General features: G+C 71.4%; 23 protein-coding genes. 14 read left to right on the top strand and 9 right to left on the bottom strand.

The window, feature by feature from the left end; translation table 11 throughout:
* Positions 1–190 precede the first annotated feature (190 nt).
* Positions 191–691, top strand: a complete 501-nt coding sequence (locus ABZU91_RS06675; RefSeq protein ID WP_355234979.1) for a cupin domain-containing protein — start codon at positions 191–193, stop codon at positions 689–691.
* A gap of 62 nt (positions 692–753) precedes the next feature.
* Here the strand turns inward: ABZU91_RS06675 and ABZU91_RS06680 are convergent, their stop codons facing one another.
* The gene (locus ABZU91_RS06680; protein ID WP_355234982.1) at positions 754–1,986 is read right to left on the bottom strand and encodes a hypothetical protein; all 1,233 of its coding nucleotides are present in this window, start codon (positions 1,984–1,986) and stop codon (positions 754–756) included.
* Complete coding sequence (locus tag ABZU91_RS06685) at positions 1,973–2,506, bottom strand: SigE family RNA polymerase sigma factor (RefSeq protein ID WP_355234984.1); 534 nt, start codon at positions 2,504–2,506, stop codon at positions 1,973–1,975. Before ABZU91_RS06685 ends, ABZU91_RS06680 begins: the two co-directional genes overlap by 14 nt.
* A gap of 188 nt (positions 2,507–2,694) precedes the next feature.
* On the opposite strand from ABZU91_RS06685, the gene ABZU91_RS06690 reads away from it, so the two are divergent.
* Positions 2,695–3,936 (top strand): PP2C family protein-serine/threonine phosphatase, encoded by a 1,242-nt coding sequence (locus tag ABZU91_RS06690; RefSeq protein ID WP_355234986.1) that lies wholly within the window; start codon positions 2,695–2,697, stop codon positions 3,934–3,936.
* Between the two features lie 7 nt (positions 3,937–3,943).
* On the opposite strand, the gene ABZU91_RS06695 is transcribed toward ABZU91_RS06690, so the two are convergent.
* Positions 3,944–4,294 carry an STAS domain-containing protein gene (locus ABZU91_RS06695; RefSeq protein ID WP_355234988.1) on the bottom strand — a complete coding sequence of 117 codons (351 nt, stop codon included), beginning with the start codon at positions 4,292–4,294 and terminating at the stop codon, positions 3,944–3,946.
* 202 nt (positions 4,295–4,496) lie between these two features.
* On the opposite strand from ABZU91_RS06695, the gene ABZU91_RS06700 reads away from it, so the two are divergent.
* From ABZU91_RS06700 to ABZU91_RS06735, 8 genes are all read left to right on the top strand, one after another.
* Positions 4,497–4,913, top strand: a complete 417-nt coding sequence (locus ABZU91_RS06700) for an ATP-binding protein (protein ID WP_355234991.1) — start codon at positions 4,497–4,499, stop codon at positions 4,911–4,913.
* A 364-nt stretch (positions 4,914–5,277) separates the two neighbouring features.
* Positions 5,278–6,654, top strand: a complete 1,377-nt coding sequence (locus ABZU91_RS06705; protein ID WP_355234993.1) for a lectin — start codon at positions 5,278–5,280, stop codon at positions 6,652–6,654.
* A gap of 442 nt (positions 6,655–7,096) precedes the next feature.
* Positions 7,097–9,439, top strand: coding sequence for a ricin-type beta-trefoil lectin domain protein (locus ABZU91_RS06710; RefSeq protein ID WP_355234996.1), 2,343 nt, complete (start codon positions 7,097–7,099; stop codon positions 9,437–9,439).
* A 199-nt stretch (positions 9,440–9,638) separates the two neighbouring features.
* Positions 9,639–10,070 (top strand): YbaB/EbfC family nucleoid-associated protein, encoded by a 432-nt coding sequence (locus ABZU91_RS06715; RefSeq protein ID WP_355234999.1) that lies wholly within the window; start codon positions 9,639–9,641, stop codon positions 10,068–10,070.
* Positions 10,054–10,383 carry a hypothetical protein gene (locus ABZU91_RS06720; RefSeq protein WP_355235002.1) on the top strand — a complete coding sequence of 110 codons (330 nt, stop codon included), beginning with the start codon at positions 10,054–10,056 and terminating at the stop codon, positions 10,381–10,383. Before ABZU91_RS06715 ends, ABZU91_RS06720 begins: the two co-directional genes overlap by 17 nt.
* Positions 10,380–12,224 (top strand): hypothetical protein, encoded by a 1,845-nt coding sequence (locus ABZU91_RS06725; RefSeq protein WP_355235004.1) that lies wholly within the window; start codon positions 10,380–10,382, stop codon positions 12,222–12,224. Before ABZU91_RS06720 ends, ABZU91_RS06725 begins: the two co-directional genes overlap by 4 nt.
* A 28-nt stretch (positions 12,225–12,252) precedes the next feature.
* Positions 12,253–12,522 carry a hypothetical protein gene (locus ABZU91_RS06730; RefSeq protein WP_355235006.1) on the top strand — a complete coding sequence of 90 codons (270 nt, stop codon included), beginning with the start codon at positions 12,253–12,255 and terminating at the stop codon, positions 12,520–12,522.
* Between the two features lie 112 nt (positions 12,523–12,634).
* Entirely contained in the window at positions 12,635–13,927 is a 1,293-nt protein-coding gene (locus tag ABZU91_RS06735) for a GAF domain-containing protein (RefSeq protein WP_355235009.1), read from the top strand.
* 10 nt (positions 13,928–13,937) lie between these two features.
* Here ABZU91_RS06735 and murQ read toward each other — a convergent pair whose 3' ends face one another.
* The gene (gene murQ, locus ABZU91_RS06740; protein WP_355235012.1) at positions 13,938–14,831 is read right to left on the bottom strand and encodes an N-acetylmuramic acid 6-phosphate etherase; all 894 of its coding nucleotides are present in this window, start codon (positions 14,829–14,831) and stop codon (positions 13,938–13,940) included.
* 242 nt (positions 14,832–15,073) lie between these two features.
* On the opposite strand from murQ, the gene ABZU91_RS06745 reads away from it, so the two are divergent.
* The 3 genes from ABZU91_RS06745 to ABZU91_RS06755 are packed head-to-tail and all read left to right on the top strand — an operon-like array spanning position 15,074 to position 20,716.
* Positions 15,074–16,636, top strand: a complete 1,563-nt coding sequence (locus ABZU91_RS06745; RefSeq protein ID WP_355235015.1) for a sodium:solute symporter — start codon at positions 15,074–15,076, stop codon at positions 16,634–16,636.
* Positions 16,637–16,647: 11 nt separating this feature from the next.
* The gene (locus ABZU91_RS06750) at positions 16,648–17,823 is read left to right on the top strand and encodes an anhydro-N-acetylmuramic acid kinase (RefSeq protein ID WP_355235018.1); all 1,176 of its coding nucleotides are present in this window, start codon (positions 16,648–16,650) and stop codon (positions 17,821–17,823) included.
* 25 nt (positions 17,824–17,848) lie between these two features.
* The gene (locus ABZU91_RS06755; RefSeq protein ID WP_355235021.1) at positions 17,849–20,716 is read left to right on the top strand and encodes an FAD-binding and (Fe-S)-binding domain-containing protein; all 2,868 of its coding nucleotides are present in this window, start codon (positions 17,849–17,851) and stop codon (positions 20,714–20,716) included.
* Here ABZU91_RS06755 and ABZU91_RS06760 read toward each other — a convergent pair.
* Both ABZU91_RS06760 and ABZU91_RS06765 read right to left on the bottom strand, forming a co-directional pair.
* Positions 20,713–22,227 carry an MFS transporter gene (locus ABZU91_RS06760; RefSeq protein ID WP_355235023.1) on the bottom strand — a complete coding sequence of 505 codons (1,515 nt, stop codon included), beginning with the start codon at positions 22,225–22,227 and terminating at the stop codon, positions 20,713–20,715. The two genes, ABZU91_RS06755 and ABZU91_RS06760, sit on opposite strands and share 4 nt — an antisense overlap.
* A gap of 46 nt (positions 22,228–22,273) precedes the next feature.
* Positions 22,274–22,984, bottom strand: a complete 711-nt coding sequence (locus ABZU91_RS06765) for a siderophore-interacting protein (protein WP_355235026.1) — start codon at positions 22,982–22,984, stop codon at positions 22,274–22,276.
* A gap of 105 nt (positions 22,985–23,089) precedes the next feature.
* Between ABZU91_RS06765 and ABZU91_RS06770 the strand changes: the two genes are divergently transcribed.
* The gene (locus ABZU91_RS06770) at positions 23,090–23,650 is read left to right on the top strand and encodes a GNAT family N-acetyltransferase (RefSeq protein ID WP_355235029.1); all 561 of its coding nucleotides are present in this window, start codon (positions 23,090–23,092) and stop codon (positions 23,648–23,650) included.
* 14 nt (positions 23,651–23,664) lie between these two features.
* On the opposite strand, the gene ABZU91_RS06775 is transcribed toward ABZU91_RS06770, so the two are convergent.
* The 3 genes from ABZU91_RS06775 to ABZU91_RS06785 are packed head-to-tail and all read right to left on the bottom strand — an operon-like array spanning position 23,665 to position 26,802.
* Positions 23,665–24,351, bottom strand: a complete 687-nt coding sequence (locus tag ABZU91_RS06775) for a hypothetical protein (RefSeq protein WP_355235032.1) — start codon at positions 24,349–24,351, stop codon at positions 23,665–23,667.
* Entirely contained in the window at positions 24,338–24,970 is a 633-nt protein-coding gene (locus tag ABZU91_RS06780; RefSeq protein ID WP_355235035.1) for a DUF305 domain-containing protein, read from the bottom strand. The genes ABZU91_RS06775 and ABZU91_RS06780 overlap by 14 nt, the downstream gene beginning before the upstream one ends.
* On the bottom strand, positions 24,970–26,802 hold the full coding sequence (locus ABZU91_RS06785) for a sigma-70 family RNA polymerase sigma factor (protein ID WP_355235038.1): 1,833 nt from the start codon (positions 26,800–26,802) through the stop codon (positions 24,970–24,972). The genes ABZU91_RS06780 and ABZU91_RS06785 overlap by 1 nt, the downstream gene beginning before the upstream one ends.
* Positions 26,803–26,978 lie beyond the last annotated feature (176 nt).

Here is a 26,978-nt window from a genome sequence, read left to right on the forward strand (position 1 = left end):
GGCCGCTGCCAAGATGCGCGGAACTTTCGGTACGACCGGAGACGGCCCACCAGCACGGCATCGCCCGACGGGTGCCGCTGGCCGAGCTGCCGGCCCTGCACGCCGATGCGACGGCGGGCACGCTGCCCAGCGGCAGAATCGTCGTTGACGTACTCGACGCCTGATTCCACCATCGACCGGAAGGACCGCGATGATTCCCGACGACGATCCGTCGCGCTCGCTGACCGTGGCGAGCCCCGACGATCCCGGCACGACGTTCATCTCGCTGGCGGGCAACACGTACGCCATGCTGATCACCGGTGAGCAGACCAGCGGGGCCTACTGCCTGATCGAGATGCGCGTGCCGGACGGTGGTGGCCCGCCGCCGCACCGGCACGACTTCGAGGAGATGTTCACGGTCCTGGAGGGCGAGATCGAGTTCACCTTCCGGGGCGAGAAGCACGCGGCTGGGGCGGGGTCCACCGTCAACATCCCGGCCAACGCCCCGCACAACTTCCGCAACGTCTCCGGCGCGCCGGCCCGCATGCTGTGCATGTGCACGCCGGCCGGTCAGGACGAGTACTTCACGCGCGTCGGCGACGTCGTCGCGGGCTGGGACGCGCCGCCGCCGCACCTGTCGCAGGACCAGCTCGCGGAGCGGCGCCAGCGGGCCATCGACCTGGCGCCGACGTACCGCAGCGAGCTTCTGTAGCCGATCCCGGCGGCGACCGCACCCGTACGTACGATCACCGCCGGGGCGCAGCGGAACCCTCGCTACGGGCGTAGCGCCTTGGCGGCGGGCGTCCAGGTCGACTCGTTCCTGACGTCGGCCACCGTGATCCCCCTGGCGATCTTCTCCAGCTCGGCCTGGGGCAGCCGGTTGCCGCGACCCACGGAGCTGATCTGGAGGACGACCGTGCCGTCGGCGTTCCAGATGTTGCAGAAGCCGCCGTCAGCGTTCCGGTCGCCTCCGTCGGACGCCTTGTGGCACCTGGTGGCCCCGGGCTCGGACGACTGGTTCGAGCTGGTGTTCGGCGTGACGAAGATGTGGAACCCGTCCGCGATGCCGTCCTCGGTGGAGTCGTAGGGCGCGCTCAGACCCGAGGTGGGCGCTGCCGGCTTGGTGTACGTCGCGCCTCCGTAGTCGCCGGCGCGAGCCGCCGCGATGCCGCTCAGGCCGGGCATTGCGTGCGAGCCGATCTGCAGCGGCGTGTAGCCGGCCGGCACGTAGCCGACCGTGAACGGCACCAGGGCCGGCTTCGGCGTGCTGGGCTTCAGCCCTTCGACGAGGCCGCTCAGGTCCTCGAAGCTCGGGGTGGCCTCGTCGGAGGAGACCGACGTGACAGCGGCCCAGGCGTTGTCGGTGTACTCCCACGCGAACAGCTTGTTGCCCGCGTCCGGCTCGTTGCGCGGGTCGAGGCCGACCGGCAACGTCGCCCGCAGGGCCTTACGACCCGCCACGGTGACGCTCGTGCCGCCCCTGATTCCGGTGGGGTCGAAGGCGCCCGGTCGGTAGACGGTCAGGTACGCCCACAGGCTCGGCTTCCCGCCGGCCGCCGCTCCCTTTCCGTGCATCTCGGTGCCGACGCCCGGGGCCTCGGCCTCCTCTGCGCTCACGGGCCTGTCGTTCGAGTCGTGTCCGTCGGAGTAGACGGAGGCGATCTGGTACGCGGTGGAGGCGACGATCGGAGCCTGTACGTGCAGCGTGCCGGCGTCGTACCCGGTGAAGGTGAAGTGGAACGGCTCGGGATCGGGCCACGCGGCCAGGCCGGGCGCGGACGTCGCCGCGCCGGCCGGGGCCGGCGTGGTGTTCCGCCCGGCGCTCAGGGTGGGCAGGACGAGCACACCCGCGACCGCGACCGCGACGAGACCGGCCGCGCCGGCCGACGCGAACCCGGCGCGACGACGCCGCTCGGCCCGCCGCCCCAACGCGATGATGTCGTCGACGGTACGGGCCATCGGGGGCTCGTCGCCCGTGACGGTGTCCACGAGATCACGCAGCTGCACTGGTCCACTCCTTGATCGGCTTCCCGGTGGGACTGACGCGTTCGCCGCCGAGTGACTCGCGCAGTTTCGCCAGGCCACGGGAGGCCTGACTCTTGGCCGCGCCGACCGTGCAGTCGAGGAAACCGGCCGTGTCCTCCAGGCTCAGACCCAGGTAGTGCCGGAGCACGACCGCGGCCCGCTGCCGGGCCGGCACGGCGTCGAGTGCCACCCGCAGACGCAGTCGTTCGTCGGTCGCACCGGTCGAGTCCCGCACGGCCACGTCCGGCATGGCGTCACCGACCGGCCGCTCACGTCGCCAGGGGCGACGGGTCTCGTCGATCGCGGCCCGGTAGACCATGGTCTTGACGTACAGATCGGGTCGATCCAGCTTTCGCCACCGCGGGTAGAGCTTGACCAGCGCGTTGGCGACGGCGTCCTCTGCCGTGTGCCAGTCACCGCAGGTCACGTACGCCAGCTTGCGCAGCGACGCCATCTCCGACGTCACGAACTCGCGGAATGCCTGCTCGTCTTCGGCGTTCACGTCGGCTGCCTCCTCATGACGGAGGTAGAACGGAAACCCGGCACCAGGAAGTTGCACCGGCCGGAGAAGTAGTTGCGCGACCACATCCAGTGGCGGTGTCGGAGCGTCGCGAGTCGTGCCGAGCCCGTTCCGCACCAACGCCACCGCTCGACAACCCGGCCTCGGAAGCGATTGCTTATGCTCGACGGGTGAAGGACAGCGAGCAGGCGGTGCTGACCGGGGTGTTGCAGGCGGCCGAGGACGCCGCCCCCGTGGAGGCTGTCGAGGCCGTCACCGGCACCATCGCCGAGGCGCTGCACGCGTCCAGCGTCTCGCTGCTGATCGCCGACCTCAGCGGCCGGGCACTGGTCCGGCTGACCCACCAACCGATCCCCGATGCCTCGGGCCGTCGCCAGGACGATGAGGCCGCCGAAGTCCTGCCGTTCGACGGCGGCCCCCACGAGCAGGTTCTCCGTCTGCAGAGCACCCGGGTGATCCCCGGTGACGGCCGGTGGACCGTGCTGGCGCCGGTCACCGAACGCGGCGAGGCGATCGGCCTGCTGGAGATAGAACTTCCCCACGAGCCGGACGACTCGGTGGTCGCGCAGGTCACCCGCACCGCGCACGCGCTGGCGTTCGTGGTCATCGCCAACCGCCGGCACACCGACCTGTTCGAGTGGGGCCAGCGCAGCACCCCGTTCACCCTCTCCGCGGAGATCCAGCGCCGGCTGCTGCCCGCCGCCTTCACCTGCGAGGCCGGCGCCTTCGCGCTGTCCGGATGGCTCGAACCGGCGGCCAGCGTCGGTGGGGACACCTTCGACTACAGCTTGGCCCGGGACCTGCTGCACATCAGCGTCACCGACGCGATGGGGCACGGCGTGGCCAGCGCGCTGACCGCCACTCTCGGAGTGGGCAGCCTGCGCAACACCCGCCGCCGCGGCGACGGCCTCGTCGTGCAGGCCGACCAGGCCAGCCGGGCCATCGCGGAGCACGCCAACGTGCCCGGCGCGTACGTGACCGCCGTGCTCGGCCGGATGGACCTGCCCAGCGGCCGCTGCGAACTGCTCAACGCCGGGCACGTTCCGCCGGTGCTGGTCCGTGGCGACCGGGTCGTGCCGGTGGAGCTGCCCAGTAACTTCCCGCTGGGCATGTTCCCCGAGGAGCCCTACCGCGCCGGGGAGATCTCCCTACTCCCCGGCGACCGGTTGGTGATCGTCACCGACGGGGTGCGGGAACGCAACGCCGCCGACCTGGACCTGGCCGGGGCGCTGCGCGAGATCGCCCACCTGCACCCGCGCGAGGCGGTCCGGGCGCTGTCCGACGCCGTGCTGGCGGCCGCCGGGCCGGTGCTGGCCGACGACGCGACCCTGCTCATCATCGACTGGTACGACGGCCACGGGCCGCGCCGCAGCGCCGCCGGCGCTGACACCGCCCGCGTCAGCGCCTCCTGAACGACGCTCAGGACGCCGCCGGGGACGCCTCCTCGGCGTCCTGCACGGTGTCGAAGGATTCGATGACCCGGTCCACCGACGTGATCGAGAGCACCTTGCGGACCGCCGGACGGACGCCGGCCAGACCGAGCCAGCCGTCCCGCGCCCGCATCTCCTTGTAGGCGACCACGAGTGCGCCCAGGCCGCTGGAATCCATGAACCCGACGTCGGTGAGGTCGACCACCACCACCCGGGCGCCGCTCTCCACCACCTCGAGCAGCCCGTCCCGTAGTCGTGGTGTGGTGCTCATGTCCAGATCGCCGACGACCTTTACCACCGTGCCGACGTGCCCTCGCCGGGTTGCCAACGCGAATTCCACCTGTCCCCCTCCCGTGCGCTACGCCGGCCCGCTCCGCGGCGCCTGATCGGTGTTCGCCTCCACCGTGCCAGAAACCGGTACCCACCGCCTTACCTGGGGGTCCCCCACTCGTCGCGGAGGCACCGGGTATCAGAGCGCCCGCCCCTGGGTATGACAGGGTGGTCCGGGTTCGCGACGCCGGGCCCGGGAAAGGAGCTACGCGATGCGGGTGGGCTTGACACTGTCACTCCCCCGCCAGGCGTCGACGGTGGCCCGCGCCCGGCAGATACTCGCCACCCTGCTGAGCTTGACAGACGTCGGCGACGACATCCGCGCCAACCTGGCCGTGGTGGTCAGCGAGGCGTGTTCCAACGCGGTGATCCATGGCGATCCCGACAGCACCGTCGACATCGCCATCAGCATCGACGACGACGTGTGCCTGATCGAGGTCGGCAACCGGGGCCGCACGCCGGACGCCGCCAAGCTGCACGCCGACCTCCCGGCGCCGCTCACCATCGGCGGCCGAGGGCTGCCGCTGATCGCCGCGCTCTCCGACACGGCCACCTTCGTCGCCGGGACGCCGGACCGGGTGCTGCTGCGCATCACCAAGGCCCTCACCGGGGTACGGGCAGCGTCCTAGCGCCGGGCCCTCGCGTCGCGCCGCAACCCACTCGACACAGCATTGACATATTTCACTGTCAGATCTAGCGTCGGGGCCGAATCGATTCGGCCGTGGACCGGCGCTCCGGCACCGTCCGACGGTCGGCCGCGTGGCGTTCGGGCGTACGGCGTGGGCCACCGACGATTCGACGACCCTCTGGTCCCGCTTGGGCGGCGAGGCCAGCGGTGGAGAACCCGTGGCGACGAGCCGACCGGCCGCCGTGGGCACACCGCGTCGGGGGTGCTTGTCCGCGCCGAGCGGCGTCGGCGGCGGTGAGCGGTGGCGTGTCGTCGCCGCCGTGGATCCCTTCACCTTCACTTCGTGCCGATTGGCGGAGCCCATCATGACAAGACGTAGACCCATCCTTGGTTCCCTTGCGACGGCGGCGCTCGTCGTCGCGACAGTGGGGGCGGCGATAGTGACCGGCGGTGCGAGCACCACCGCGTCGGCCGCGAACGTCACGGCGGCCGCAGCCACCGCCGGGTGCGGCAAGGCGCCCACGTTGACCAGCGGTCAGCGGTCCATCCAGAGCAGCGGCCAGAACCGTAGTTTCATCCTGCGGATTCCCGACAACTACGACCGGAACCACCCGTACCGGCTGATCTTCGGATTCCACTGGAACGGCGGCACCATGAACGACGTCGACGGCGGCGGATCGGACGGGGCTGCCTGGTCCTACTACGGCCTGCGCTCGCAGGCGAACAACAGCACGATCTTCGTGGCCCCCCAGGGGAACGGCAACGGCTGGGCCAACCCGGGCGGCCAGGACGTCACCTTCGTCGACAACATGATCAGCCTGATCGAGGCCGACCTCTGCGTCGACACGACGCAACTCTTCGCGCTCGGCTTCAGCTACGGCGGAGGCATGAGCTATTCGCTGGCCTGTTCCCGTGCCGGCGTCTTCCGCGCCGTCGCGGTCTACTCGGGCGGGCAGCTCAGCGGTTGCGGCGGCGGCACCCAGCCGATCGCGTACATGGGAATCCACGGCATCGGGGACCCGGTCCTCAACGTCTCCGCCGGGCGGTCCCTGCGCGACACGTTCGTCCGGAACAACGGGTGCACCGCACAGAGTCCTCCCGAGCCGAGAGCGGGCAGCCTGACCCACATCACCACCACCTACTCCGGCTGCCGGGCCGGCTATCCCGTGGTGTGGGCAGCCTTCGACGGCGGGCACACCCCCGGGCCGGTGGACGGCGGCGGGGACAGCGGAGCGCGGACCTGGACCAAGGGCGAGGTGTGGAGGTTCTTCACCCAGTTCGGCAGCACCGATCCGACGCCGAGCCCGAGCCCGACCGTCTCGCCCACCGGCAACCCGACCACGCCGCCGCCGAGCAGCACGTCGGCGGTACGCAACACGGCCTCCGGGCGCTGCCTGGACGTCAACGGCGGCTCGCAGGCCAACGGCGCGACGGCGATCATCTGGGACTGCCACGGTCAGAACAACCAGAGCTGGACCTCGACGGCCGCGCAGGAGTTGCGGGTGTTCGGCGGCAAGTGCCTCGACGTCAACGGCGCCGCCACGGCGAACGGCAGCTCGGTGATCATCTGGGACTGCAACGGCCAGTCCAACCAGCGGTGGCGGTTCAACTCCGACGGCTCGATCACCGGAGTCGGTTCCGGTCGGTGCCTCGACCTGGTCAGCAACGGAACCGCCAACGGCACGCGCGTCCAGATCTGGGACTGCAACGGCGCCGCCAACCAGCGGTGGAGCCGGAGCTGAGTCCGGCGGCCAGCCCCGGAGCACGACGGTAGGGGTCGTGGTGCTGCCGCACCACGACCAGTTCGGCGGCGGGACCATCCGGTCCCGCCGCTGAACCACCCCGGACCGCACCCACGGCATTCATCAAATCTTTTCCCTACATCGCCGGAGTCCATCGATGCAAATGGCGGCAAATGCGAGTGGTTGAGGCGTTGACCCGCGATCTATGCGGTGCTTAACATATGACGTCTACTCATCAACGATCTTCGATCGTCGGCCCCTGTGCCATGCGACAGCTCGACAACCTGCCGTACGGCTTCGGGCGTCCGTAACGGTCAGGGAGGCGGATCAGATGTTCCGTAGAGAGAGCCAGCGGCACGGCGCGGGCGAGGCGGCACGACGCCGGTCATGGCGACACACGCGGCGTCCACGTCGGTTAACTGCCGCGCTGGTGGGGGCGCTCATGGGGGCGGCAGCCGTGCTGACCGCCGTCGCCTCCCCGGCACAGGCCGCGACCGCCATCACGATCAACGGCGGGTCCGGTGGACGGGCGCTCGACGGGATCGGCGCGGTCAGTGGCGGTGGAGGCAACAGCAGACTGCTGATCGACTACCCGGAACCGCAGCGCAGCGACATCCTGGACTACCTGTTCAAGCCGGGCCGTGGCGCTGCGATGCAGCTGCTCAAGACGGAGATCGGCGGCGACACCAACTCGACCTCCGGCGCGGAGCCCAGCCACGAGCACACCCGGGGCAGCATCAACTGCAACCGGGGCTACGAGTGGTGGCTGATGGAGCAGGCGCGGACGCGCAACCCCAGCATCGCCCTGGCGGGCCTGGCCTGGGGCGCACCGGGCTGGATCGGCAACGGCAACTTCTGGTCCAACGACTCGATCGAGTACCTGGTCGCCTGGCTGGACTGCGCGGGCACCCACGGGCTGACCATCAACTACCTCGGCGGGTGGAACGAGAAGGGCTACAACGCCACCTGGTACAAGAACCTGCGGTCCACCCTGAACTCCCGCGGCTACAGCAACGTCAAGATCGTGGCCTCGGACGACTTCGGCTGGGGCGCCGCCGACGAATCACTGCGCGACCCGGCGTTCGCCAACGCCGTGCAGGTCTTCGGCAGCCACTACGTCTGCGGCTACCGCAGCGCCCAGACCAGTTGCCCCAGCTCCAACAACGCGATATCCACCGGCAAGTCGCTCTGGGCCAGCGAGAACGGGTCCGACGACTACAACGCCGGCGCGCAGGCGCTCGCCCGGGGCATCAACCGTGGCTACATCGACGGCAAGATGACCGGCTACATCAACTGGCCCGCCATCGCCGCCATCACCCCCAACATCCCGTGGGCGACCACGGGCGTGGCGGTGGCGCAGCAGCCCTGGTCCGGTGCCTACTCCATTGGCAAGAGCACGTGGGTGATGGCGCAGACCACGCAGTTCACCGCCCCGGGCTGGCGCTACCTCGACGGATCGACCGGCTACCTCGGCGGCAACCGCAACAACGGCAGCTACGTGTCGCTGAAGTCGACCAACAACAGCGACTACAGCACCATCATCGAGACTATGGACGCCGGGTCGGCGCAGACCCTCGACTTCACCGTCACCGGCGGACTGTCCACCGGCGCCGTGCACGTCTGGTCGACGAACGTCAGGTCGAACAACACCGCCGACCACTTCGTCCGGGGTAGCGACCTCACGCCGAGCGGCGGGCGCTTCTCGCTCACCGTCCAGCCCGGATACGTCTACAGCATCACGACCACCAGCGGGCAGGGCAAGAGCACGGCGACCAGCCCCGCGCAGGGCACGCTGAAGCTGCCGTACAGCGACACCTTCGACAGCTACGACGTCGGGCGTGAGGCCAAGTACCTGATGGACCAGCAGGGCTCGTTCGAGATCGCCGCCTGCGGCGGTGGTCACTCGGGTCGGTGCGTACGGCAGATGTCGGAGCAGACGCCGATCTTCTGGACGTCCGGCCAGGCCGAGCCGTACACGTTGCTGGGCGACCTGAGCTGGCGCAACTACACGGTCTCCTCCGACGTGATGCTGGAGAAGTCCGGTTACGCGCAGCTCATCGGACGCGCCAACACGTACAACCACCAGGGGCCGCAGAACCTCAACGGCTACTACTTCCGGGTGACCGACGGTGGCGCGTGGTCCATCCGGAGCAACAACACCAGCGGTAACTGGCGCACGCTGGCCAGCGGGAACACCTCGGCGCTGGGCACCGGCCGCTGGCACACGCTGGCGCTGACGCTCAACGGGAGCACCCTCACCGCGAGCATCGACGGCACCACCGTCGGCACGGCCTCCGACTCGACCTGGGTCGCCGGTCAGATCGGGTACGGCACGGGCCAGGGGGTCACCGCCCAGTTCGACAACCTCTCCATCACACCGGTCGGCAACTCCGGCGAGCCGGGTCCGACCGGGACCGTCCGGGGCGCGGGCTCCAACCGGTGCCTGGACGTCAACGGCCAGAGCCAGGCCGACGGTTCGGTCGTCCAGATCTGGGACTGCAACAGCGGGGCCAACCAGCAGTGGACGCTCACCTCGAGCAACCAGCTCACCGTCTACGGCAACAAGTGCCTCGACGTGGCGAGCACCGCGACGGGGAGCCGCGCCCGGATCATGACCTGCAACGGCGGCAGCGGCCAGCAGTGGCGCGTCAACGGCGACGGCACGATCACCGGGGTCGCCTCGGGGCTCTGCCTGGACGTCAACGGCGCGGGAACCGCCAACGGCACCGCCGTCCAGATCTGGACGTGCACCGGCGGCAGCAACCAGCAGTGGATCCGCGGCTGACCGACAGGAGTCCGTTCGAGGACCCCGTACCCGATTGATCGGCTGGCTGCCGGCCGCTCACCTGAGCGGCCGGCAGTCGCCTTTCCGGGCGGCCGACGCGGGCTCCACGTCGGAGGGTGAGGGCGTATCGTGTGGTGGCCGCGCCGCCTCCGGTGTCATTTCCCGAGGCGGCCGTCAGCCGTCACACGGGGGAGGTCTGATGGCGCAGTTTCCCAGCGCCGATTTCGGGGCGGCGACCGAGCGGTTCGTCGCCTCCTGGTCGGCCGGCATCTCGGAGCGGGCCGCCCGGGCGCACGAGTTGTCGGCGCGCGTGGCCGCGATGTCGGCGACCGCCGAGGGCGCGGAGGGCGCCGTCCAGGTCACCGTCGCCGCGTCCGGCGCGATGACCGACCTGCGGCTCGACGACCGGGTGCTGCGCTGGCGGGCCGACGAGATCGCCGTCGAGGTGCTCGCGGTGATGCGCCGGGCGCAGGGGCGGTTGGCACCGCAGGTGGCGGAGGCCGCCGCGGAGACCGTCGGCGCCGACTCCGAGACCGCCCGCGCCGTGGTGGGCAGCTACGAGACGCGCTTCCCGGAGGTGCCCGAGGAGGACGAGCAGGGGTACGGCCCCTGGGGTGACCGTGGGCGCTGAGGCAGCCGGGTTCGAGGTCACCACGGCGGCGGTGACCACCCACGCCCGTTCCGTCGACCGGATCTCCGGGGGGATCGGCGTCGCACACGACGCGGCGGCGTACGTGCGGATGGGCGGCGACGCGTACGGGCACCTGCCCGTCTGCCAGGCGATCCCCTTCCTGTTGGACTTCCTCCAGGGCCCGGCCGCCGACGCGCTCGCGGCGGCTCAGGAGGCGCTGCACAGCGCGGCCGGAGCGCTCGACGCCACGGTAGACGCCTACCACGACACGGATTCGACGATCTCCGCCTCCCTCGGGCGGATGCACCGGTGAGCACCGACGTCGCGAACCCGCTGATCGCCGCCCGGCAGGACACCACCACCTCGTACAGCGGCCTCGGCATCGTCGAGAGCCTCGTCGACCTGCGCAACGGCATCGAGAGCGGTTCCTGGGTCGACCTGAGCATCGGCGGCTTCGGCACGTCGATGGAGGTGCTGGCGACCTGCGTCGACCCGGTCGGTTCGATCGTCTCGTGGGGGGTGGCCTGGCTCATCGAGCACGTCAAGCCGCTCTCCGACGCCCTCGACTGGCTGGCCGGCGACCCGGACCAGATCACCGCGTACGCGCAGACGTGGCACAACGTCTCACGGCAGGTCGGTGATCAGGTCACCGCATTGTCCGAGGCGGTACGCACCGAGATCGCCACCTGGACGGGCCCGGCGTCCGAGGCGTACCGGCGCTACAGCGACCAGCACCTGCGCCACCTGGCCGGTCTGGCGGACGCCACCGATCTGATCGGCACCGTCGTCGAGGGCGCGGGCCTGCTGGTGGCGCTGGTCCGGGAACTGGTCCGCGACCTCATCGCCGACTTCGTCTCGGTCCTCGCCGTCCGGCTGTGGGTGTGGCTGGCCGAGGCCGGGCTGACCCTGGGTGCGGCCACTCCGCTGGTCGCGGCACAGGTCTCCTCGCTGGTCGCCAAGTGGGCCGCCAAGGTCGCCGGGCTCCTCACGGCGCTGGCCCGCAGCGTCAGCCGCCTGCGGCCGATCCTGTCCAAACTCGGCGAACTGCTCGACACCCTCCGTACGGCGCTGCGGGGCCTGCGACGTACCCCGGGTGGGTCGCCCTCCACCGACATGCCGGCACCCGGTCCGGGTGCCCGTGGCTACACCGATCCTGCGGGCGGCGGCGGGCAGCCGCCGCCGTGGGCCCGCCAGGACGACTGGCCACCCGACGTCGACCGCGAGCCGGGACCGCCCGGTGGCGGCGGCCCTCCCGGTGGCGGTGGCCCGCCGCATGGCGGCGGTGGAGGTCCCGACGGTGGTACGACGCGTGACGGCGGCTCAGGAAGTGACGGCGGCTCAGGAAGTGACGGCGGCTCTGGGCACGACGGCGGGGAGCCGGCGGACCTCGACGGGTCCGACGCGCCGGAGCCCGGGTCCGGCGCCGATCCGCAGGTGCCCGATCATGCGAGTGACGCCGAGTTGCGGCTGCTCGGCAGGGAGGTGCAGAGCATGACCGAACTCGACCCCGGCGGACACGTCAACGACGCGTACGACGTCACGTTCACCGACGGTACGCACGGCGTCTACAAGCCGAACGTGCCGGAGAACGAGTTCGTCCAGGTGCGTTCGTCCATCCCGGAGAACGAGTTGGCCCCGCGTGAGGTCGCCGCCTCGCGTCTGGACGAGGACCTGGGCTTCGGCCTGGTGCCGACGACGGCGCGCTGGGACGGTCCGCACGGGGCCGGTTCGATGCAGGAGTTCGTGGAGAACGCCAGCCCCGGTCGGCCCCCCAACGCCTACCCGGCCGCCGAGAGCGAGCGGATGGCGGTGCTCGACTACATCAGTGGCAACACCGACCGGCACATGGGTAACTATCTGACCGGACCCGACGGCCGCCTCGTCGCCATCGACCACGGCTACTCGTTCCCCGAGTCGAACGCCGAACCGTTGCGCTCGGACTTCGTGACGCAGCAGATGAACCGGCCGCTGAGCCCGGAGACGATGGCCCGGCTCCAGGACACCGACCCGGCGGCGCTGGCCGAGCGGCTGCGCGGCACCGGCCTGAGTGAACAGGCGCTGTCCGGTGCGATGGACCGCTTCAACGAGATCCGTGTCCGGGGCACGATCACGGGCGAGGCGTGGAACGCCTTCCGCCCGCCGAGCCCGTGGTGAGTGAGCCGCAGTGAACCAGGAGGCAGGAATGACCGAGCAGGTGGCGACCAGGGTGGCGCTCTACACGTTCGCCCAGCACACCAATCGCCGGGTGGCCGAGTTCCGTTGGCAGCCGGGCCAGCCGGTGTCGCTGACCGTCCTCGACCCGGAGTGGGGGGCGCTCGCACAGGACTTCTACGACAACGGCGTGCCGGTTGGACCGCAGCGGGTGCTGCCGGAGGCCGGTCCGGAGTTCATGCGCGCCCTGCTGCACCGTTTCCGGATGAGCTACTACAAGTTCGTGGACGAGAGCGACTGACCCGCGCCCTGCCCGGCGGCTTCGCGGCTCTTTTCGTATCCTGGCGAGGGTGAGCGGACCGCGTCGCAGTGGTCCTTCGACGAAAAGCCTTACGGAGAGGGACGACCACACCATGACGGCGGTACCGGACCAGCGGGCGACCGCCGTGCCATCAGGGGACGCCGGGCAGGCGGCGCAGGAGGATCTGCGGACGCTGTTCGGGCAGTCCATCGCGGTGTTCGCGTCGCTCGTGGGGCCGACGCACGTGGTGGAGGCGGCCAACCCGGCGTTCTTCGCCGCCATCGGTGAGGAACGCGCACGCATCGGGGGTCCGGTCGCCGAACTGCTGCCCGAGTTGGCCGGGCAGGGTTTCATCACTCTGCTCGACCAGGTCTACCGCACGGGTGAGGCGTACACCGGCCGCGACGCCCGGATCGTGTTGGGCACCGGCCCGCAGGCACGCGAGGCGTTCTTCGACTTCACCTACGAGCCCCGCCGCGACCTCGACGGCACGGTCACCGGCATCCGCGTGATCGGCGTGGAGATCACTCAGGTGAAGCACGCCCAGCGGCTGATGGCCGAGCACCGCGCCATGCTGGAGCAGATCGCGCGTCAGGCGCCCCTGGCCGAGGTGCTGGACGGGATGGCCCGCTGCATCGAGAACCTGGCACCGGACCAGGTGCTCGTCTCCGTGCTGCTCGCCGACGCGGACGGCCGGCACCTGCGGCACGGGGCCGCGCCGAGCCTGCCCGAGTTCTACAACCAGGCCATCGACGGGATCGCCACCGGTGAGGGTGTCGGTTCGTGCGGCACCGCCGCGCACCGGCGGGAGCCGGTCATCGTCACCGACATCGCCGTCGACCCCTTCTGGGCGGACTTCCGCGAGCTGGCCGAGCGGGCCGGTCTCGCCGCCTGCTGGTCGATGCCGATCCTGGCCCGTGACGGCGGCCTGTTGGGCACCTTCGCCATGTACCACCGCACGCCGCGGGTTCCACAGGACACCGACCTGGCTCTGGCCCGGGTCTTCGCCGACACCGCGGCCCTGGCCATCGAGCGTCACCGGGTCGAGCAGGCGAAGACCGCCGCCGAGGCACGTGCCAGGGAGGCCCACGAGGACCTGGCCAGGGCGGTACGCGCGGAGCGGCAGCTACGCGCCGAGGCGGAGCAGCGGGCCGCCACCGCCGCGGAACTCGCCGACCGGATTCGTGCCGCCGCGGCCGCGCAGGCCGCCCGACCGCACCCGGAGCACTGTCAGCTCGGCGGTGTCCAGGGCTGCTCCGCATCCGCCAAGATCAAGATCGCCGATTCGTGGGGCGACTCGGCCTGGGGCTGCGACGCCCACGTCGAGGAGGCCATCCTCAACGTGCGGTCGGTGTTCATCGCCAGCGAGGAACTCGGCGGCCTGGCCGCGTACGTCAGCCGCTGACCGCTGGCCCTCAGGCCGCGACGGCGGCCCGGACGTCGTCCCCGGCCGCACGCAGCCGTGCCGCGGCCTCCTCGGCCGTGCAGTGCGCGAGCAGCAGCACGATGGCCGTCTTGGCGTGGCCGTGCGCCGTGGCGAGCGCCCGCGCGGCCGTGTCGAGGTCGGTCTCGGCGGCCTCCGCGACGATCCGGCGCGCCCGGTCGACGAGCTTCTCGTTGGTGGCGTTCATGTCGACCATCAGGTTGCCGTAGACCTTGCCGAGCCGGGCCATCGTGACGGTGGAGAGCATGTTGCAGACGAGCTTCTCGGCGGTGCCGGCCTTGAGCCGGGTCGAGCCGGTGAGCACCTCGGGACCGGTGGGCACCTCGATGGCGACATCGGCGTGCCGGCTGACCACCGCGTCGGTGTTGCAGGCCACCGAGACGGTGGCCGCTCCGCGTGCGCGGGCGTGCGCCAGCCCACCCACCACATAGGGGGTACGACCGCTGGCCGCGAGCCCCACCACCGTGTCGCGGTCGGTGAGGCCGGCCGCGTCGAGGTCGGCGACGGCACGGGCCGGGTCGTCCTCGGCACCCTCGACGGCGACACCGAAGGCGCCCGCCCCGCCGGCGAGCAGACCGATGACCCGCTCGGGCGGCGTACCGAAGGTGGGCGGGCACTCGACGGCGTCGAGCATGCCGATCCGGCCGCTGGTGCCGGCGCCCAGGTAGATCAACCGACCTCCCTGGCGCAGCGAAGCCACGATGACGTCGACTGCGGCCGCGATGTCCGGCACGGCCCGGCGGACGGCGTCCGCGACCGTACGGTCCTCGTCGTTCATCGCGAGGAGCATCTCGGTGGGTGACATCCGGTCGAGGTCGGTGGTCTTGTCGTTGCGGGTCTCGGTGCCGAGGGTGCTGAGGTCCACGGGGTGTTCGTTCCTCTCGCTGGTGTCTCAGTCGCCGACCGGGCGAGTGCTCCCTGACCAGTTCGGCGGCGCGTACCGAATCGTTGAGATTCGGTCGGCAACGCGCCGTTCGGGCCTCGCGTCCGCTCGCATCAGCAGGCTGAGACCACAGCGTAACCAGGCCGGAGGGGCACTGGCAAAAAGTTTCGCGATAGTGTGGGCCAACGTCATTTTTTGACAACCCCGCTGGTTGGGAGTGAGCCGTGCGTCAACTCGACCTTGTCGTGATCGTGCTGTACCTCGTAGTGATCGCCGCCGTCGGACTGCGTCTGTCCGGCAAACAGAAGTCGTCCAAGGACTACTTCGTGGGCGAGGGCAAGCTGCCCTGGTGGACCGTCTCGTTCTCGGTGGTCGCCACCGAGACCAGCGTCCTGACGGTGATCAGCGTGCCCGGTGGCGCCTACAGCAGTCAGGGCTTCGGCAACGTCGAACTGGCCCTGGGCTACGTCATCGGTCGCGTCGTGGTGGCGGCGGTACTCATCCCGCTCTACAAGCGGGGTGGCTTCGTCAGCGCCTACCAGTACCTGGGTGAGCGGTTCGGCCTGAAACTCCAGGGCCTGGCGTCGGTCACCTTCGTCTTCACCCGCCTGCTCGCCGAGGGCGTACGACTGTTCGCCTCGGCCATCCCGATCAAGCTGCTCCTGGACGAGTTCGGGCTGAACGTCGGCTACCAGGCGATCATCATCGTGCTGACCCTGATCACGGTGGTCTACACCTACCTCGGTGGCATCAAGGCGGTCATCTGGACCGACGCCATCCAGATGGGCCTCTACCTGGGCGGGGCGATCCTGGCCATCGCGGTGCTCAGCCACGCCATCGGGTTCGACGGCTACTCGCAGGCGTTGGACGCCGGCAAGTTCCAGCTCTTCGACACCAACTTCAACCTGGCGCACGTGCTCACCAGCCCGTTCGCCCTGCCGACCGCGATCATCGGTGGCGCCATCTTCGCGATGGCCAGTCACGGGTCGGACCAGCTCATCGTCCAGCGCATCCTGTCGACCCGCACGCTTCGTGAGGGTCAACTGGCGATGGTCTCCTCCGGCATCTTCGTGGTCATCCAGTTCGCGGCGTTCTCGCTGGTCGGTGCCCTGCTGTGGTCGTACAACAAGGGTCAGACCTTCAAGGAACTCGGCCTGAACAGCACCGACAACCTGTACCCGAACTTCATCCTGCACGCCCTGCCGGTGGGCATCTCCGGCCTGCTGGTCGCCGGCATCCTCGGCGCGGCGATGGGATCGCTGTCGTCGGCGCTGAACTCAATGTCGAACTCCACGGTCGCCGACTTCATCCACAGCTTCTTCAAGAAGGTGCCGTCGGACGACGTGATGCTCCGGCTGGCCCGGGTGATGACCCTGGTCTGGGCGGTGTTCATGGCGATCTTCGCCTGCGCGTTCAGCTCGAGCACCGGAAACGTCTACCTGACCGGTCTGACCATCGCCGGCTACACCTACGGGGCGCTGCTCGGGGCCTTCCTGCTCGGCCGCCTCGTCAAGCGGGCCAACCAGGTCGACGCGGTGATCGCCTTCCTCGTCACGGTGGCGGTGATGACCTACATCGTCCGCTTCGTCAAGATCGACGTGACGACGGCCGGGACCACCACCGCGACCGCCATCGCCGCACAGTGGCTGGTGCCGATCGGCGTCCTGATCACCCTGGTCGTCGGCGCGGTGTCGAGCCGCTTCCACGCCGCACCGGAGACGCCGTACGACCACCGCCGCGTCGCCGATGACGACGAGGCAACGGCGACTCCCGTGAGCCGGGCGTGAAGGAGGCCGTGATGCGCGTGCTCGGCCTGATGTCCGGAACCTCGTACGACGGCATCGAAGCCGCCGCCGCTGAGTTCGAGCTGGACGGCGACACCCTGCGGATGCGCCCGCTGGGTCGGCTCAGCCACCCGTACCCCGACGAGCTGCGCACCCGCATCGCCGCCGCCCTGCCACCCGCGCCGACCACCACCGAGGCGATCTGCGTGCTGGACACCGGCATCGGCCAGGCGTTCGCCGAGGCCGGTGTACGGGCTCTCGCCGAGCTGTGCGACGGCCGGGCCGACCTGGTGGTCTCGCACGGCCAGACCATGCACCACTGGGTGGAGAACGGCGTGGTCCGGGGCACCCTGCAACTGGGCCAGCCGGCCTGGATCGCCGAGGCAACCGGTCTGCCGGTCGTGGCCGACCTGCGCAGCCGCGACGTCGCGGCCGGTGGTCAGGGAGCACCGCTGGTCGCCCTGTTCGACGCGCTGCTGCTGCGCGGCCTGCCCGGCGTTCCGGCCGCTCTCAACCTGGGCGGAATCGCCAACATCACCGTCGTCGCGCCGGACGCCGAGCCTCTCGCGTTCGACACCGGCCCCGCGAACGCGCTCCTCGACGCCGCCGTGCGCCACTTCAGCGGCGGCGTCGAGGAGTACGACCGGGACGGGCGAGGAGCAGCGGCCGGGCAGGTCGACCCGGCGCTGCTGCGACGGCTGCTCGACGAGCCGTACTACCGGCTGCCCGGCCCGAAGAGCACCGGCAAGGAACTGTTCCACCTGCCGTACCTGCTCGCCGCGCTGGCTGACGCGCCCACCCCGGATTCGCGGGACGTACTGGCCACGCTCACCCGGCTGACGGCGGTGACGGTGGCCGACGCCTGCCGGGCGCACGGCGTCACCCGGCTCGTCGTCTCCGGCGGCGGGGCGCACAACCCGACCCTGATGGGCATGCTCGTCGACGAGCTACCCGACGTCGACCTGACGTCCAGCGACGAGGTCGGTGTCGCCTCGGACGCCAAGGAGGCGCTGGCCTTCGCGCTGCTGGGCTACCTGACCGTGCACGGGCTGCCGGGCACCCTGCCCTCGGGCACCGGCGCACGGCACCCCTCGGTGCTCGGCAGCATCACGCCCGGTCGCCAGCCCTTGCGGCTACCCGATCCGGCCGGCACCGCCCCGAACCGGCTGCTGATCGTCGCGTCCGACTGACCGCCTCTTCCCGGGAGGATCCGCCATGAGCACCGTCGTTCCCGCGCCGAACGCGGCCGACGTCCGCGCCCGCGAGGTCGCCGACCTGCTGCGTGCGCGCATCGACGACCCGAGTCGGGTCAGCGCCGAGCTGCCCCGTCGGCTGGCCGTGGCCCACGACGCGTCGCCGTACCTGTTCGAGCCGCAGGCCGTCGTCCGCGCCGCCTCGGCGGCCGAGGTGGGCGCGTTGATGGTCGGCGCCCGGGAGGCCGGCGTGCCGCTGACCCTGCGCGGCGGCGGCACCAGCCTCGCGGGTCAGGCCGGCGGCGCGGGCGTGCTTGTCGACGTCCGCACCGACTGGCGCACCGCCGAGGTGCTCGACGACGGGCGGCGCATCCGGCTCCAACCCGGCCTGACGATCCGGCAGGCGAACGCCCGGCTGGCCCGCTACGGCCGCCGGCTCGGCCCGGACCCGGCCAGCGAGGCCGCCTGCACGGTGGGCGGCATGGTCGCCAACAACTCCAGCGGGATGACCTGCGGCACCACCGACAACGCCTACCGCACCATGGAGTCCCTGCGCTTCGTGCTGCCGTCCGGCACTGTCGTCGACTCCGCCGCCCGCGACGCCGACGAGCGGCTGCGCGCCGCCGAGCCCGACCTGCACGCCGGGCTGCTGCGGCTGCGCGACCGGGTGCGCGCGGACCCGGGCTCGCGGGCGACGATCGAGCGGCTGTTCGCCATGAAGAACACCATGGGGTACGGGCTGAACTCGCTGCTCGACCACAGCAGTCCGGTGGACATGCTCGCCCACCTCATGATCGGCAGCGAGGGCACGCTCGGCTTCGTGGCCGAGGCGGTCTTCCGGACCGTGGAGATCCACACGCACGCCGCCACCGGCCTGCTCGTCCTTCCCGGCCTCACCGACGCCACCGACGCGCTGCCCGCCCTGCTCGCCGCCGGTGCCCGTACCGCCGAACTGCTGGACGCGGCCGCGCTGCGGGTCAGCCAGCGCGACCCCGGCGCGAGCGCCGCCCTACGCGGACTGACGGTGACCGGGCACGCGGCGCTGCTCGTGGAGTTCGCCGAGGACAGCGAGGAGCACCTGGCCGCGACGCTGGCCGACGCGCGGCCCGTGCTGGACCGGCTGCCCGCCGTCGGCGGCACCGAACTGACCCGCGACCCGCGCGAACGCGCCAAGCTCTGGCATCTGCGCAAGGGCCTCTACACCGCCGTCGCCGGGGCCCGGCCGCCCGGGACCACCGCCCTGCTGGAGGACATCGCGGTGCCGATGCCGCGCCTGACCGGCACCTGCGACGGCCTGATCGACCTGTTCGAGCGGCACGGCTACACCGACGCGGTCATCTTCGGACACGCCCGCGACGGCAACCTGCACTTCATGCTGACCCAGTCGTTCGACACGCCAGCCGAGGTCGACCGCTACGCGCGGTTCACCGACGACATGGTCGACCTCGTGCTCGCCGAGGGCGGCACCCTCAAGGCCGAGCACGGCACCGGCCGCGCCATGGCGCCCTTCGTCCGTCGGCAGTACGGCGACGAGCTGTACGACGTCATGCGCGACCTCAAGCGGCTGTGCGACCCGAGCGGCCTGCTCAACCCGGGTGTGTTGCTCAACGACGACCCGATCGTGCACCTGCGGCAGCTCAAGGCCGTGCCGACGGTCGACGAGGAGCTGGACGCCTGCGTGGAGTGCGGCTACTGCGAGCCGGTCTGCCCCACCGCCGACGTCACCACCACGCCCCGGCAGCGCATCGTGCTGCAACGGCAGATCGCTCTGGCCACCGCCGCCGGCGACGAGGAGCGCCGCCGCCAGTTGACCGACGACTACGTGTACGCGGCGGTGGACAGCTGCGCCGCCGACAGCCTCTGCGTCACCGCCTGCCCGGTCGGCATCGACACGGGAGCCGCGATGAAACGGCTGCGCGCCGAGCGGCACAGCCCTCGTGCCCAGCGCACCGCCGCCGGTGCCGCCCGGCACTGGAAGACCGCCGTGGCCGGCGTCCGGGTCGGCCTGAACGCCGCGCACGTCACCCCGACACCGGTGGTCCGCGCCGCCACCGGGGTGATCCGCTCACTCGGGGCCACCGAACTCGTACCACAGTGGAGTGACGACATCCCACGTGCCGGCGCGCCCCGACCCGCGCCGCGCAGTTCGTCGGACGCCCGGGCGGTGTTCTTCGCGGCCTGCATCGGCAGCGTGTTCGCAGCCCAGGACGGCTCGTCCGGTGGCTCGGCGGCGGCGTTCCTGCGCCTGTGCGAGCTGGCCGGGGTGCCCGTGGTCGTACCGGACGGCACGGCGGGTCTGTGCTGCGGGACGCCCTGGCAGTCCAAGGGCTACCCCGCCGGGCACCGCGAGATGGCCGAGCGGACCCTCGCCGTGCTCTGGGAGGCCAGCGACCAGGGGCGGCTGCCCGTGGTGTGTGACGCGTCGTCCTGCACGCACGGCCTCGCGCAGCTGACCGCCGCGCTCGCCGTCCAGGACCGGGCACGGTACGCGGGGCTGCGCTTCGTCGACAGCGTCACCTTCACCGCCCAGCACCTGCTGCCGGCGCTGCCCGAGCCCCGGCGACTCGCTTCGCTCGCGCTGCACCCCACCTGCTCCACCGTGCACCTCGACGGCATCGACGACCTGCGCACGGTAGCCGGAGCGGTCGCCGAGACGGTCACCGTGCCGGACAGTTGGGGCTGCTGCGCCTTCGCCGGTGACCGGGGACTCCTGCACCCCGAGGTCACCGCGAGCGCCACCGCCGCCCAGGCCGCCGAGGTCAACCAGCGCCACCACGACGCGTACGCCTCCTGCAACCGCACCTGCGAGATGGGCATGAGCCGAGCCACCGGGAAGCCGTACCGGCACGTGCTCGAAGTGCTCGCCGAGGCGGTCGAGCCGCCGGCCTAGCGAGCAGCAGTCGCCGACCGCTCCCGGGGACCCGCGCGGCGCAGCAGCGCGGCGGCGAGCAGGCCACCGGCCAGGACCGCCGCCGCGCCGACCAGCTGACCGGTCTCCAGCGCCGCGGCGAAGGCGCTCGTCACGGCTACCCGCTGCGGTCCCTCCTGCGCCGCGGCGAGCGCAGCCGGGAACGAGTCCGCGCCGGCCAGCGCGGCGGGCAGAAGCGCCGCGAACCGGGCGTTCAACACGGCGCCGAGTACGGCGATGCCGAGGCTGCTGCCGACCTCCGTCATCGTCCCGTCCACCCCGGCCCCGGCGCCCGCCTTCTCGGCCGGGATCGCGCTCATCACCGCCTCCACGATCGCCGGGTTGGCCAGGGCGCAGCCGATGCCCATGACGAGCAGACCACCGAGCAGCACCCCGTACCCGCCGTCAGGCACGAGGGTCACCACCGCGAGGCCGCCCGCGAGCAGCGTCATGCCGACGGCGATGGCAGTGGCCAACCCGAGACGGCGGATCACGGCGGCGGCGACGCCGGTGACGTTGAGCAGCACGATGGACAGGGCGAAGGGAGCCATGCGCAGGCCCGCCTCCCAGGCCGGGTAGCCCCGGACGAACTGGAGGTGCTGGGTCAGCAGGAACAGCGCCCCGGTGGCCCCGAAGGTGATCAGGACGACGCCGGAGACCGCGCCGACGAACCGCCGGTCCCGGAAGAAGTGCATGTCCAGCATGGGGTGGACGATCCGCCGCTCCCAGCGGACGAACGACCCGAGCAGGAGTACGCCGACGACGGCCGCGCCGATCACCTCGGTCGACACCCAGCCCCGCTCCGGCCCGGCGATGATCGAGAAGACGACCGCGGTCAGCCCCGCGGTGGAGAGGATGGCGCCCCAGACGTCGAGGCGACCTCCGGCCGTGCCGCGAGACTCCGGCACGAGTGCCCGACCGACGAGCAGGCAGACCAGCACGATCGGTACGTTCAGCAGGAAGATGGCACCCCAGGGCAGGTGGGCCAGGATGGTGCCACCGATCGGCGGCCCGACCGCGAAGCCCAACGCGCTGGTGGCGGCCCAGATGCCGATGGCCCGGGACCGTTCGGGGCCGTCGAAGACCTGCATCGCCACCGCGAGCGTCGACGTGACCAGCAGCGCCCCGCCGACGCCCATTCCCGCCCGCGCGGCGATCAACTGACCACTGCTGCCCGCGAGGCCCGCCACCAGCGAGCCGAGTCCGAACAGGACGAGACCGGCGAGCAGCATCCGGCGGCGGCCGTACCGGTCGGCGGCGGCACCCGCCGTGAGCAACAGCCCGGACAGCACCAGGGCGTACGCGTTGATCATCCACTGCACGTCGGAGGTGCTGGCGCCAAGCTCGCTGGTGAGCACCGGCACCGCCACGGTCAGGATCGTGTTGTCCAACACCACGACGAGCTGGGCGACGCAGAGCACGGCCAGGATGAGCCAGCGGTGTGCTGGCCGGACCGCCACCGTGGGGACGGCGGCCGGTTGGGTGAGCGTCACACCGCCGCCCGTACGTACGGCGCGGTCAGCGTGCCGAGTCGGCCTCTCACGGGGCTTTCCAGTAGCCGAGCGAGGTCAGCCGGTCCTTGTCGACGCCCAGCGTCCGTCGGATGTGTCGGGTGATGCCCCGCGTGGTGGCGGCCTCGCAGGCGACCCAGTAGTGGGCCGCGTCGTGCGCCGGCAGGTCGGAGCGGACGGTGTCCACGAGGTGCTGGCCGTCGGCGTTCCGGGGCACCCAGGTGACGTCGTGGTGTGCCCGGGCGCGCGGCGCGAGGGCCTTCTCGCCCTCGTGGGCGTACTCCAGCCAGATCGTCGCCGGGATGTCGGCGCCGGCGTCGAGCAGGCTGTTCACGGCCGGCAGGGATGCGGCGTCACCGACCAGGTAGAGGTGCGCCGGTGCGGGGTCGGGCAGCTCGAAGGCGCTGCCCTGCACGGTGGCGACGATGGTGTCGCCCTCCTGCGCCGTGGTCGCCCAGCGCGCGGCGCAGCCGTCGTGGATGGCGAATTCGATGCTGAACCGGCCGGTGGCAGCGTCGGGGTCGACGAGTGTGTACGCCCGCTGGTGCGCCCGGCCGTCGTTGTCGAACCACAGTCGGACCCACATCGTGGGGTGGACGCCGCACGCCGCCAGCAGGCCACCGTCGTCCAGGAGTAGCCGCTGGTAGTGCCCGTCCACCGACTCGGTGGCCCGCACCGTCAACTGAAAGTCCCGGCCTCCCATGGCCTTGAGGACCAGGGCTTCCCAGTTCCGTTTCACGCACCCCTCCAGGTAAGGCGAACCTTTGTTAGGGCAGGCTAACCTACCTAAACCGCAGACGGAACGCGTGCCCCTCTCTCGACCCCCTCAGCAAAGGACCACGGCATGACATACCAGGAAAAGATCACCGGCCTCGGCGAGCTGGCGCTGACGCCCGTGGTGCCCGAGCGGGACACGGCGCTCCTGCACGGCTGGGTCACCCTGCCGCGCAACTCGTTCTGGGGGATGGAGTCACGCAGCCTCGACCAGGTCCGCGAGATCTACGCCTTCGTCGACGGCCTGCCCACCCACCACGCGTACCTGATCAGGGTCGACGGGGAGCCGGTCGGCCTGTTCCAGAGCTACCAGCCCGAGGCCGACCCGGTCGGCGAGCGGTACGCCGTACAGCCCGGCGACGTCGGGATGCACCTGCTGCTCAACCCCCCACGGCACCTCGCCCGCGGCCTGACCGACGCGGTTGGTCCGGCCCTCGCCCGGTTCCTGTTCCGCGACCCGAGCGCCCGGCGGATCGTCGTCGAGCCGGACGTCCGCAACCACCGCGCGCTGCGCCGCCTCGTGATCGAGGGGTTCACCTTCGACACCGAGATCGACATGCCGGACAAGCGCGCGCAGCTCGCGTTCCTCACCCGCGCCCGGTTCGAGGCCGACCACCCGACGGCCGCCTGACGGCAGGGCGGCGGTCAGCGGTTCGCGCTGAGGAACCCGATAAGCGTCGCGGTCCACCAGCCGAGCTGGGAGGTGACGGCGGCGACGACGCCGGGCAGCAGGGCGGACCAGGGCGGGCGGCCCTGGACCGCGACGAGTCGATCCCGCACCCGGCCGAGGAACAGCCCGTTGACGCCGACCACGAGCACCGCGAGCAGCTTGACCCACACCATCGCGGAGGACATGTCCGGTCCCAGCGCCGTGCCGCTGACGACGAGACCGACCAGGCCCAACCAGATGAGCAGGTGCGCTCCCCGCGCCGCGTTCAGCACGGCACCGAGCTGTTCACGGCGCACCATCCAGCGAAGACTGAACCAGTCCACAGTCAACACCGCACCGAAGCCCACCACCAGGCACGTCAGGTGGCAGAAGAGAGCGACCATCCGCCAGCCGGCGGAGATTGTCAGGTGCGGCGCGGCGAGGATCGCGAAGAGCCACCCGAGAGTCACCAGAGCGGTCGCGCCGACGAGGGCGGTGCGCCCGGCGGCACGACGGTGGCCACCGCGCCAACCTGCCGTCGGCGTGGTCGCGGCACCCCCGCCGGGCGCCACGGTCGTGCCGGTACGACGCCGTGGGGCGCTGCCCGCGTACCCGGTCGTCGTGGCACGATGGGCGGCCCGCATCGGGCTGCGCACGGCGGTGTGCAGGTCAGTTGTCCGCATCGCCGGTCGCGCCGGGCCGACCTGCCAGCGCCTTCAGTTCGGCAGCTCGCGTCGTCTGGATCCGGCCGGCGAGCGCCTTCACCTCCGGGCTGCCCCCGGCGTTCTGCTCGCCCCGACACAGCACGACGGTCTGTTCGAGGTGTGCCCGGAGCAGACCGACGGCTCGGGACGGCACCTCGGCTTCGGGGGCGGCGCGCAGCTCGGCGAGGCGGTCGTCCGTCACCATCCCCGGCATCTGATGCCCCTCGTGGATGTTCTGCTCCGGGACGTTGCCCGCGGCCAACAACCTCCGCAGCTCCACCAGCTCGGCTCGGTGCGCCGTCCGGATGTCGCCGAGAACGGCGCGCAACGCAGGGTCGGCGGCCGACGGACGGGTGTCGAGGTGGTCGATCAGCGCCAGCACCCCGTCGTCCATCGGGAGCAGCAGTTGGATGAAGGCGTCGTCGGTGCCGTTGAGGAGCACGGACGCGGTAGGCGCGGCAGCAACTGACGGGAGCGCGGCGGGCCGGTCGGTGCGGTCCGCGTGCCGGGTCAGGCCGACGGCCACCGTCGTCGCGGCCACCGTCACGACGACGCCGGCGATCCGCCAGCCGGACGTCCTGAGCCCGGTGCCGATCATCAGCGCGCGGCCTGGAACGCGCGGCCGATCGCCGTCACTCTGGTGCCGTCGCTGAACAACCCGGAGCGGTCCTTGTCGGTCGCGGGCAGACCGAACCAGGCGTACCGCTGCACGTAGGAGAGCTGGCCGAGCATGCCGCTGGCCGCGGTGAGGAAGGCCGCCTGCTGCTCCTGGCTGGGGAACACCTGACGCCCGCCGTCGTAACGGATCAGCGCGAACTCGGTCAGCCAGATCGGTTTCTTGTACCGCTGGTAGACGGCTTGCAGGTACTGCCGTAGCTGGTTCACCGCAGCGGTAGTCGTGAAGTCGGCCCCGTACCAGTGCAGGGCGATGAAGTCGACCCGGTGACCTCGGGCCTCGGCGCCGGTCATGAATCTGTCCAGCCAACCCTGCGGGTCCGCTCCGCCCCAGGCGACCGCCGGGCTGCTCAGTTTGCTGCCCGTGGCCATCAGTTGGGGCCACAGGTCCAGCGCCCGCTCGACGCTCATGTTCGCCTGCTCGCCCAGGTCCGGCTCGTTGAAGCCGAGCAGGTAGGGCCCGGCGGCACGGGCCCGCGCCAGCTCACCGGCGTTGACGTTCTCCGCGCTACGGATCATGGGGACGAACGTCGCGCCTCGCGGAGTGGTGATGCCGGGGTGCTGGGTGCCCCAGGTGTAGTACCAACCGGCCTTCGAGTTGGCCAACGCCTGGCTCGCGCCGGCGAAGTTCCACACCCCGACGCCCTTGCGCGCGGAGCTGACCGCCGGCACGACCGGTGCCTTCGACGGCGTGGGACGCACGCTCGGTGACGGAGCCCTGCTCGGGGAGGCGACGACGGTGGGCGAAGCGGGTGGCGCGGCGGCCCAGGAGGGCGTGGGCTGTGGCGCGGCGGCCGGGTCGGCCGGCAGGAGCACCACCACCGCGGTGATCGCGGCGACCGCCACCGCCACCGATGCGGCGAGAGACGGCAGCAGGCCCTTGGGTGCGGTCACCGCCAGGTCGACGACGTTCGAGGGGGGTCCGACCGGATGCGGCGCGGCCGGGGCGACCGCCGCGTGCGGGATCTTGGCGCCGAGCCCGGCCGGCAGCGGCAGCAGCGACATCCCCGCGAGCAGCCGGTCGATCGGCAGGAAAGCGGCACCCAGGTGCCCGCAGAACGCACAGTCACGGACGTGCCGGGCCAACCGCTTGCGCCACAGCGGGCTCGGGGTGCCGTCCCACTCGGCCGTCACGGCGTGCAGGTCCGGGCACCCGGGTCGTTCGTGCAGCGCGCGGACGACCCCGCGGGCGCTCTGGATCTGCTCCTTCATCCGGTGGATGCGTACGGCGACGTGCCCCGGTGACAGACTCGCCGCCTCGGCGATCTCGGTGCGCGTCAGCTCACCGGTCTCCTCCAGCCACCACAGCGAGAGCAGTTCCTGGTCGTCCGGATCGAGCCACCGGGTCGCTTCGGCGACTTCCCGACGCTGGTCGGTGAGGCCGAGCCGGAGGATCGTCATCCCGGCGAAGTCGGACGCGGGGTCGGGCACGTTGTGGATCACGTCGAGGCCGGCGTCGCGGTTGAGGGCGACGCGCCGACGCTGGTCCCAGTCGCGCACCTGCCGGATGGTGATCGCCACGAGCCAGGACCGGTACGCCTCCGGGTCGTTGAGGGTGGGCAGGTGCCGGATCACCCGTACCAAGGTCTCCTGGACCACGTCGTCGACGTCGGCGTGGCCGCGCAGCGCACGCCCGACGATGTTGTAGACCAGCGGAAGCGAAGCCGCCACGAGGTCGTCGAGAGCGCGCCGGTCGCCCTGTCGAGCTGCGACGACCAACCCGGGATCGGGTACTGCCCGACCGGCTGACGACATGGGTTCCACTCCTTGTGCGCTCGACCCGAACAGCGCCTGTGCGCGCTGACCGCCTCCTGATCGGAGACGAGCGGTGGCAGCCCAGATTACGGTTTTCTCCTCGGACCGGACACTGGTCGCGGCGGCCGGACGTGACCTGCCCGACTCACCCTGCCGGGTCCGCCCAGCACCGTTAC

Origin of the sequence: Micromonospora sp. NPDC005174, from assembly GCF_040608495.1 — a bacterium.
Lineage (GTDB): Bacteria > Actinomycetota > Actinomycetes > Mycobacteriales > Micromonosporaceae > Micromonospora.

What these genes read in the sequence shown, in the direction of transcription:
- ABZU91_RS06675 (WP_355234979.1), top strand. Translation starts at nt 191, where the DNA reads ATGATTCCCGACGACGATCCGTCGCGCTCGCTGACCGTGGCGAGCCCC.
- ABZU91_RS06785 (WP_355235038.1), bottom strand. Translation starts at nt 26,802, where the DNA reads ATGTCGTCAGCCGGTCGGGCAGTACCCGATCCCGGGTTGGTCGTCGCA.
- ABZU91_RS06735 (WP_355235009.1), top strand. Translation starts at nt 12,635, where the DNA reads ATGACGGCGGTACCGGACCAGCGGGCGACCGCCGTGCCATCAGGGGAC.
- ABZU91_RS06715 (WP_355234999.1), top strand. Translation starts at nt 9,639, where the DNA reads ATGGCGCAGTTTCCCAGCGCCGATTTCGGGGCGGCGACCGAGCGGTTC.
- ABZU91_RS06700 (WP_355234991.1), top strand. Translation starts at nt 4,497, where the DNA reads ATGCGGGTGGGCTTGACACTGTCACTCCCCCGCCAGGCGTCGACGGTG.
- ABZU91_RS06780 (WP_355235035.1), bottom strand. Translation starts at nt 24,970, where the DNA reads ATGATCGGCACCGGGCTCAGGACGTCCGGCTGGCGGATCGCCGGCGTC.
- ABZU91_RS06775 (WP_355235032.1), bottom strand. Translation starts at nt 24,351, where the DNA reads ATGCGGACAACTGACCTGCACACCGCCGTGCGCAGCCCGATGCGGGCC.
- ABZU91_RS06770 (WP_355235029.1), top strand. Translation starts at nt 23,090, where the DNA reads ATGACATACCAGGAAAAGATCACCGGCCTCGGCGAGCTGGCGCTGACG.
- ABZU91_RS06705 (WP_355234993.1), top strand. Translation starts at nt 5,278, where the DNA reads ATGACAAGACGTAGACCCATCCTTGGTTCCCTTGCGACGGCGGCGCTC.
- ABZU91_RS06750 (WP_355235018.1), top strand. Translation starts at nt 16,648, where the DNA reads ATGCGCGTGCTCGGCCTGATGTCCGGAACCTCGTACGACGGCATCGAA.
- ABZU91_RS06755 (WP_355235021.1), top strand. Translation starts at nt 17,849, where the DNA reads ATGAGCACCGTCGTTCCCGCGCCGAACGCGGCCGACGTCCGCGCCCGC.
- ABZU91_RS06710 (WP_355234996.1), top strand. Translation starts at nt 7,097, where the DNA reads ATGGGGGCGGCAGCCGTGCTGACCGCCGTCGCCTCCCCGGCACAGGCC.
- ABZU91_RS06730 (WP_355235006.1), top strand. Translation starts at nt 12,253, where the DNA reads ATGACCGAGCAGGTGGCGACCAGGGTGGCGCTCTACACGTTCGCCCAG.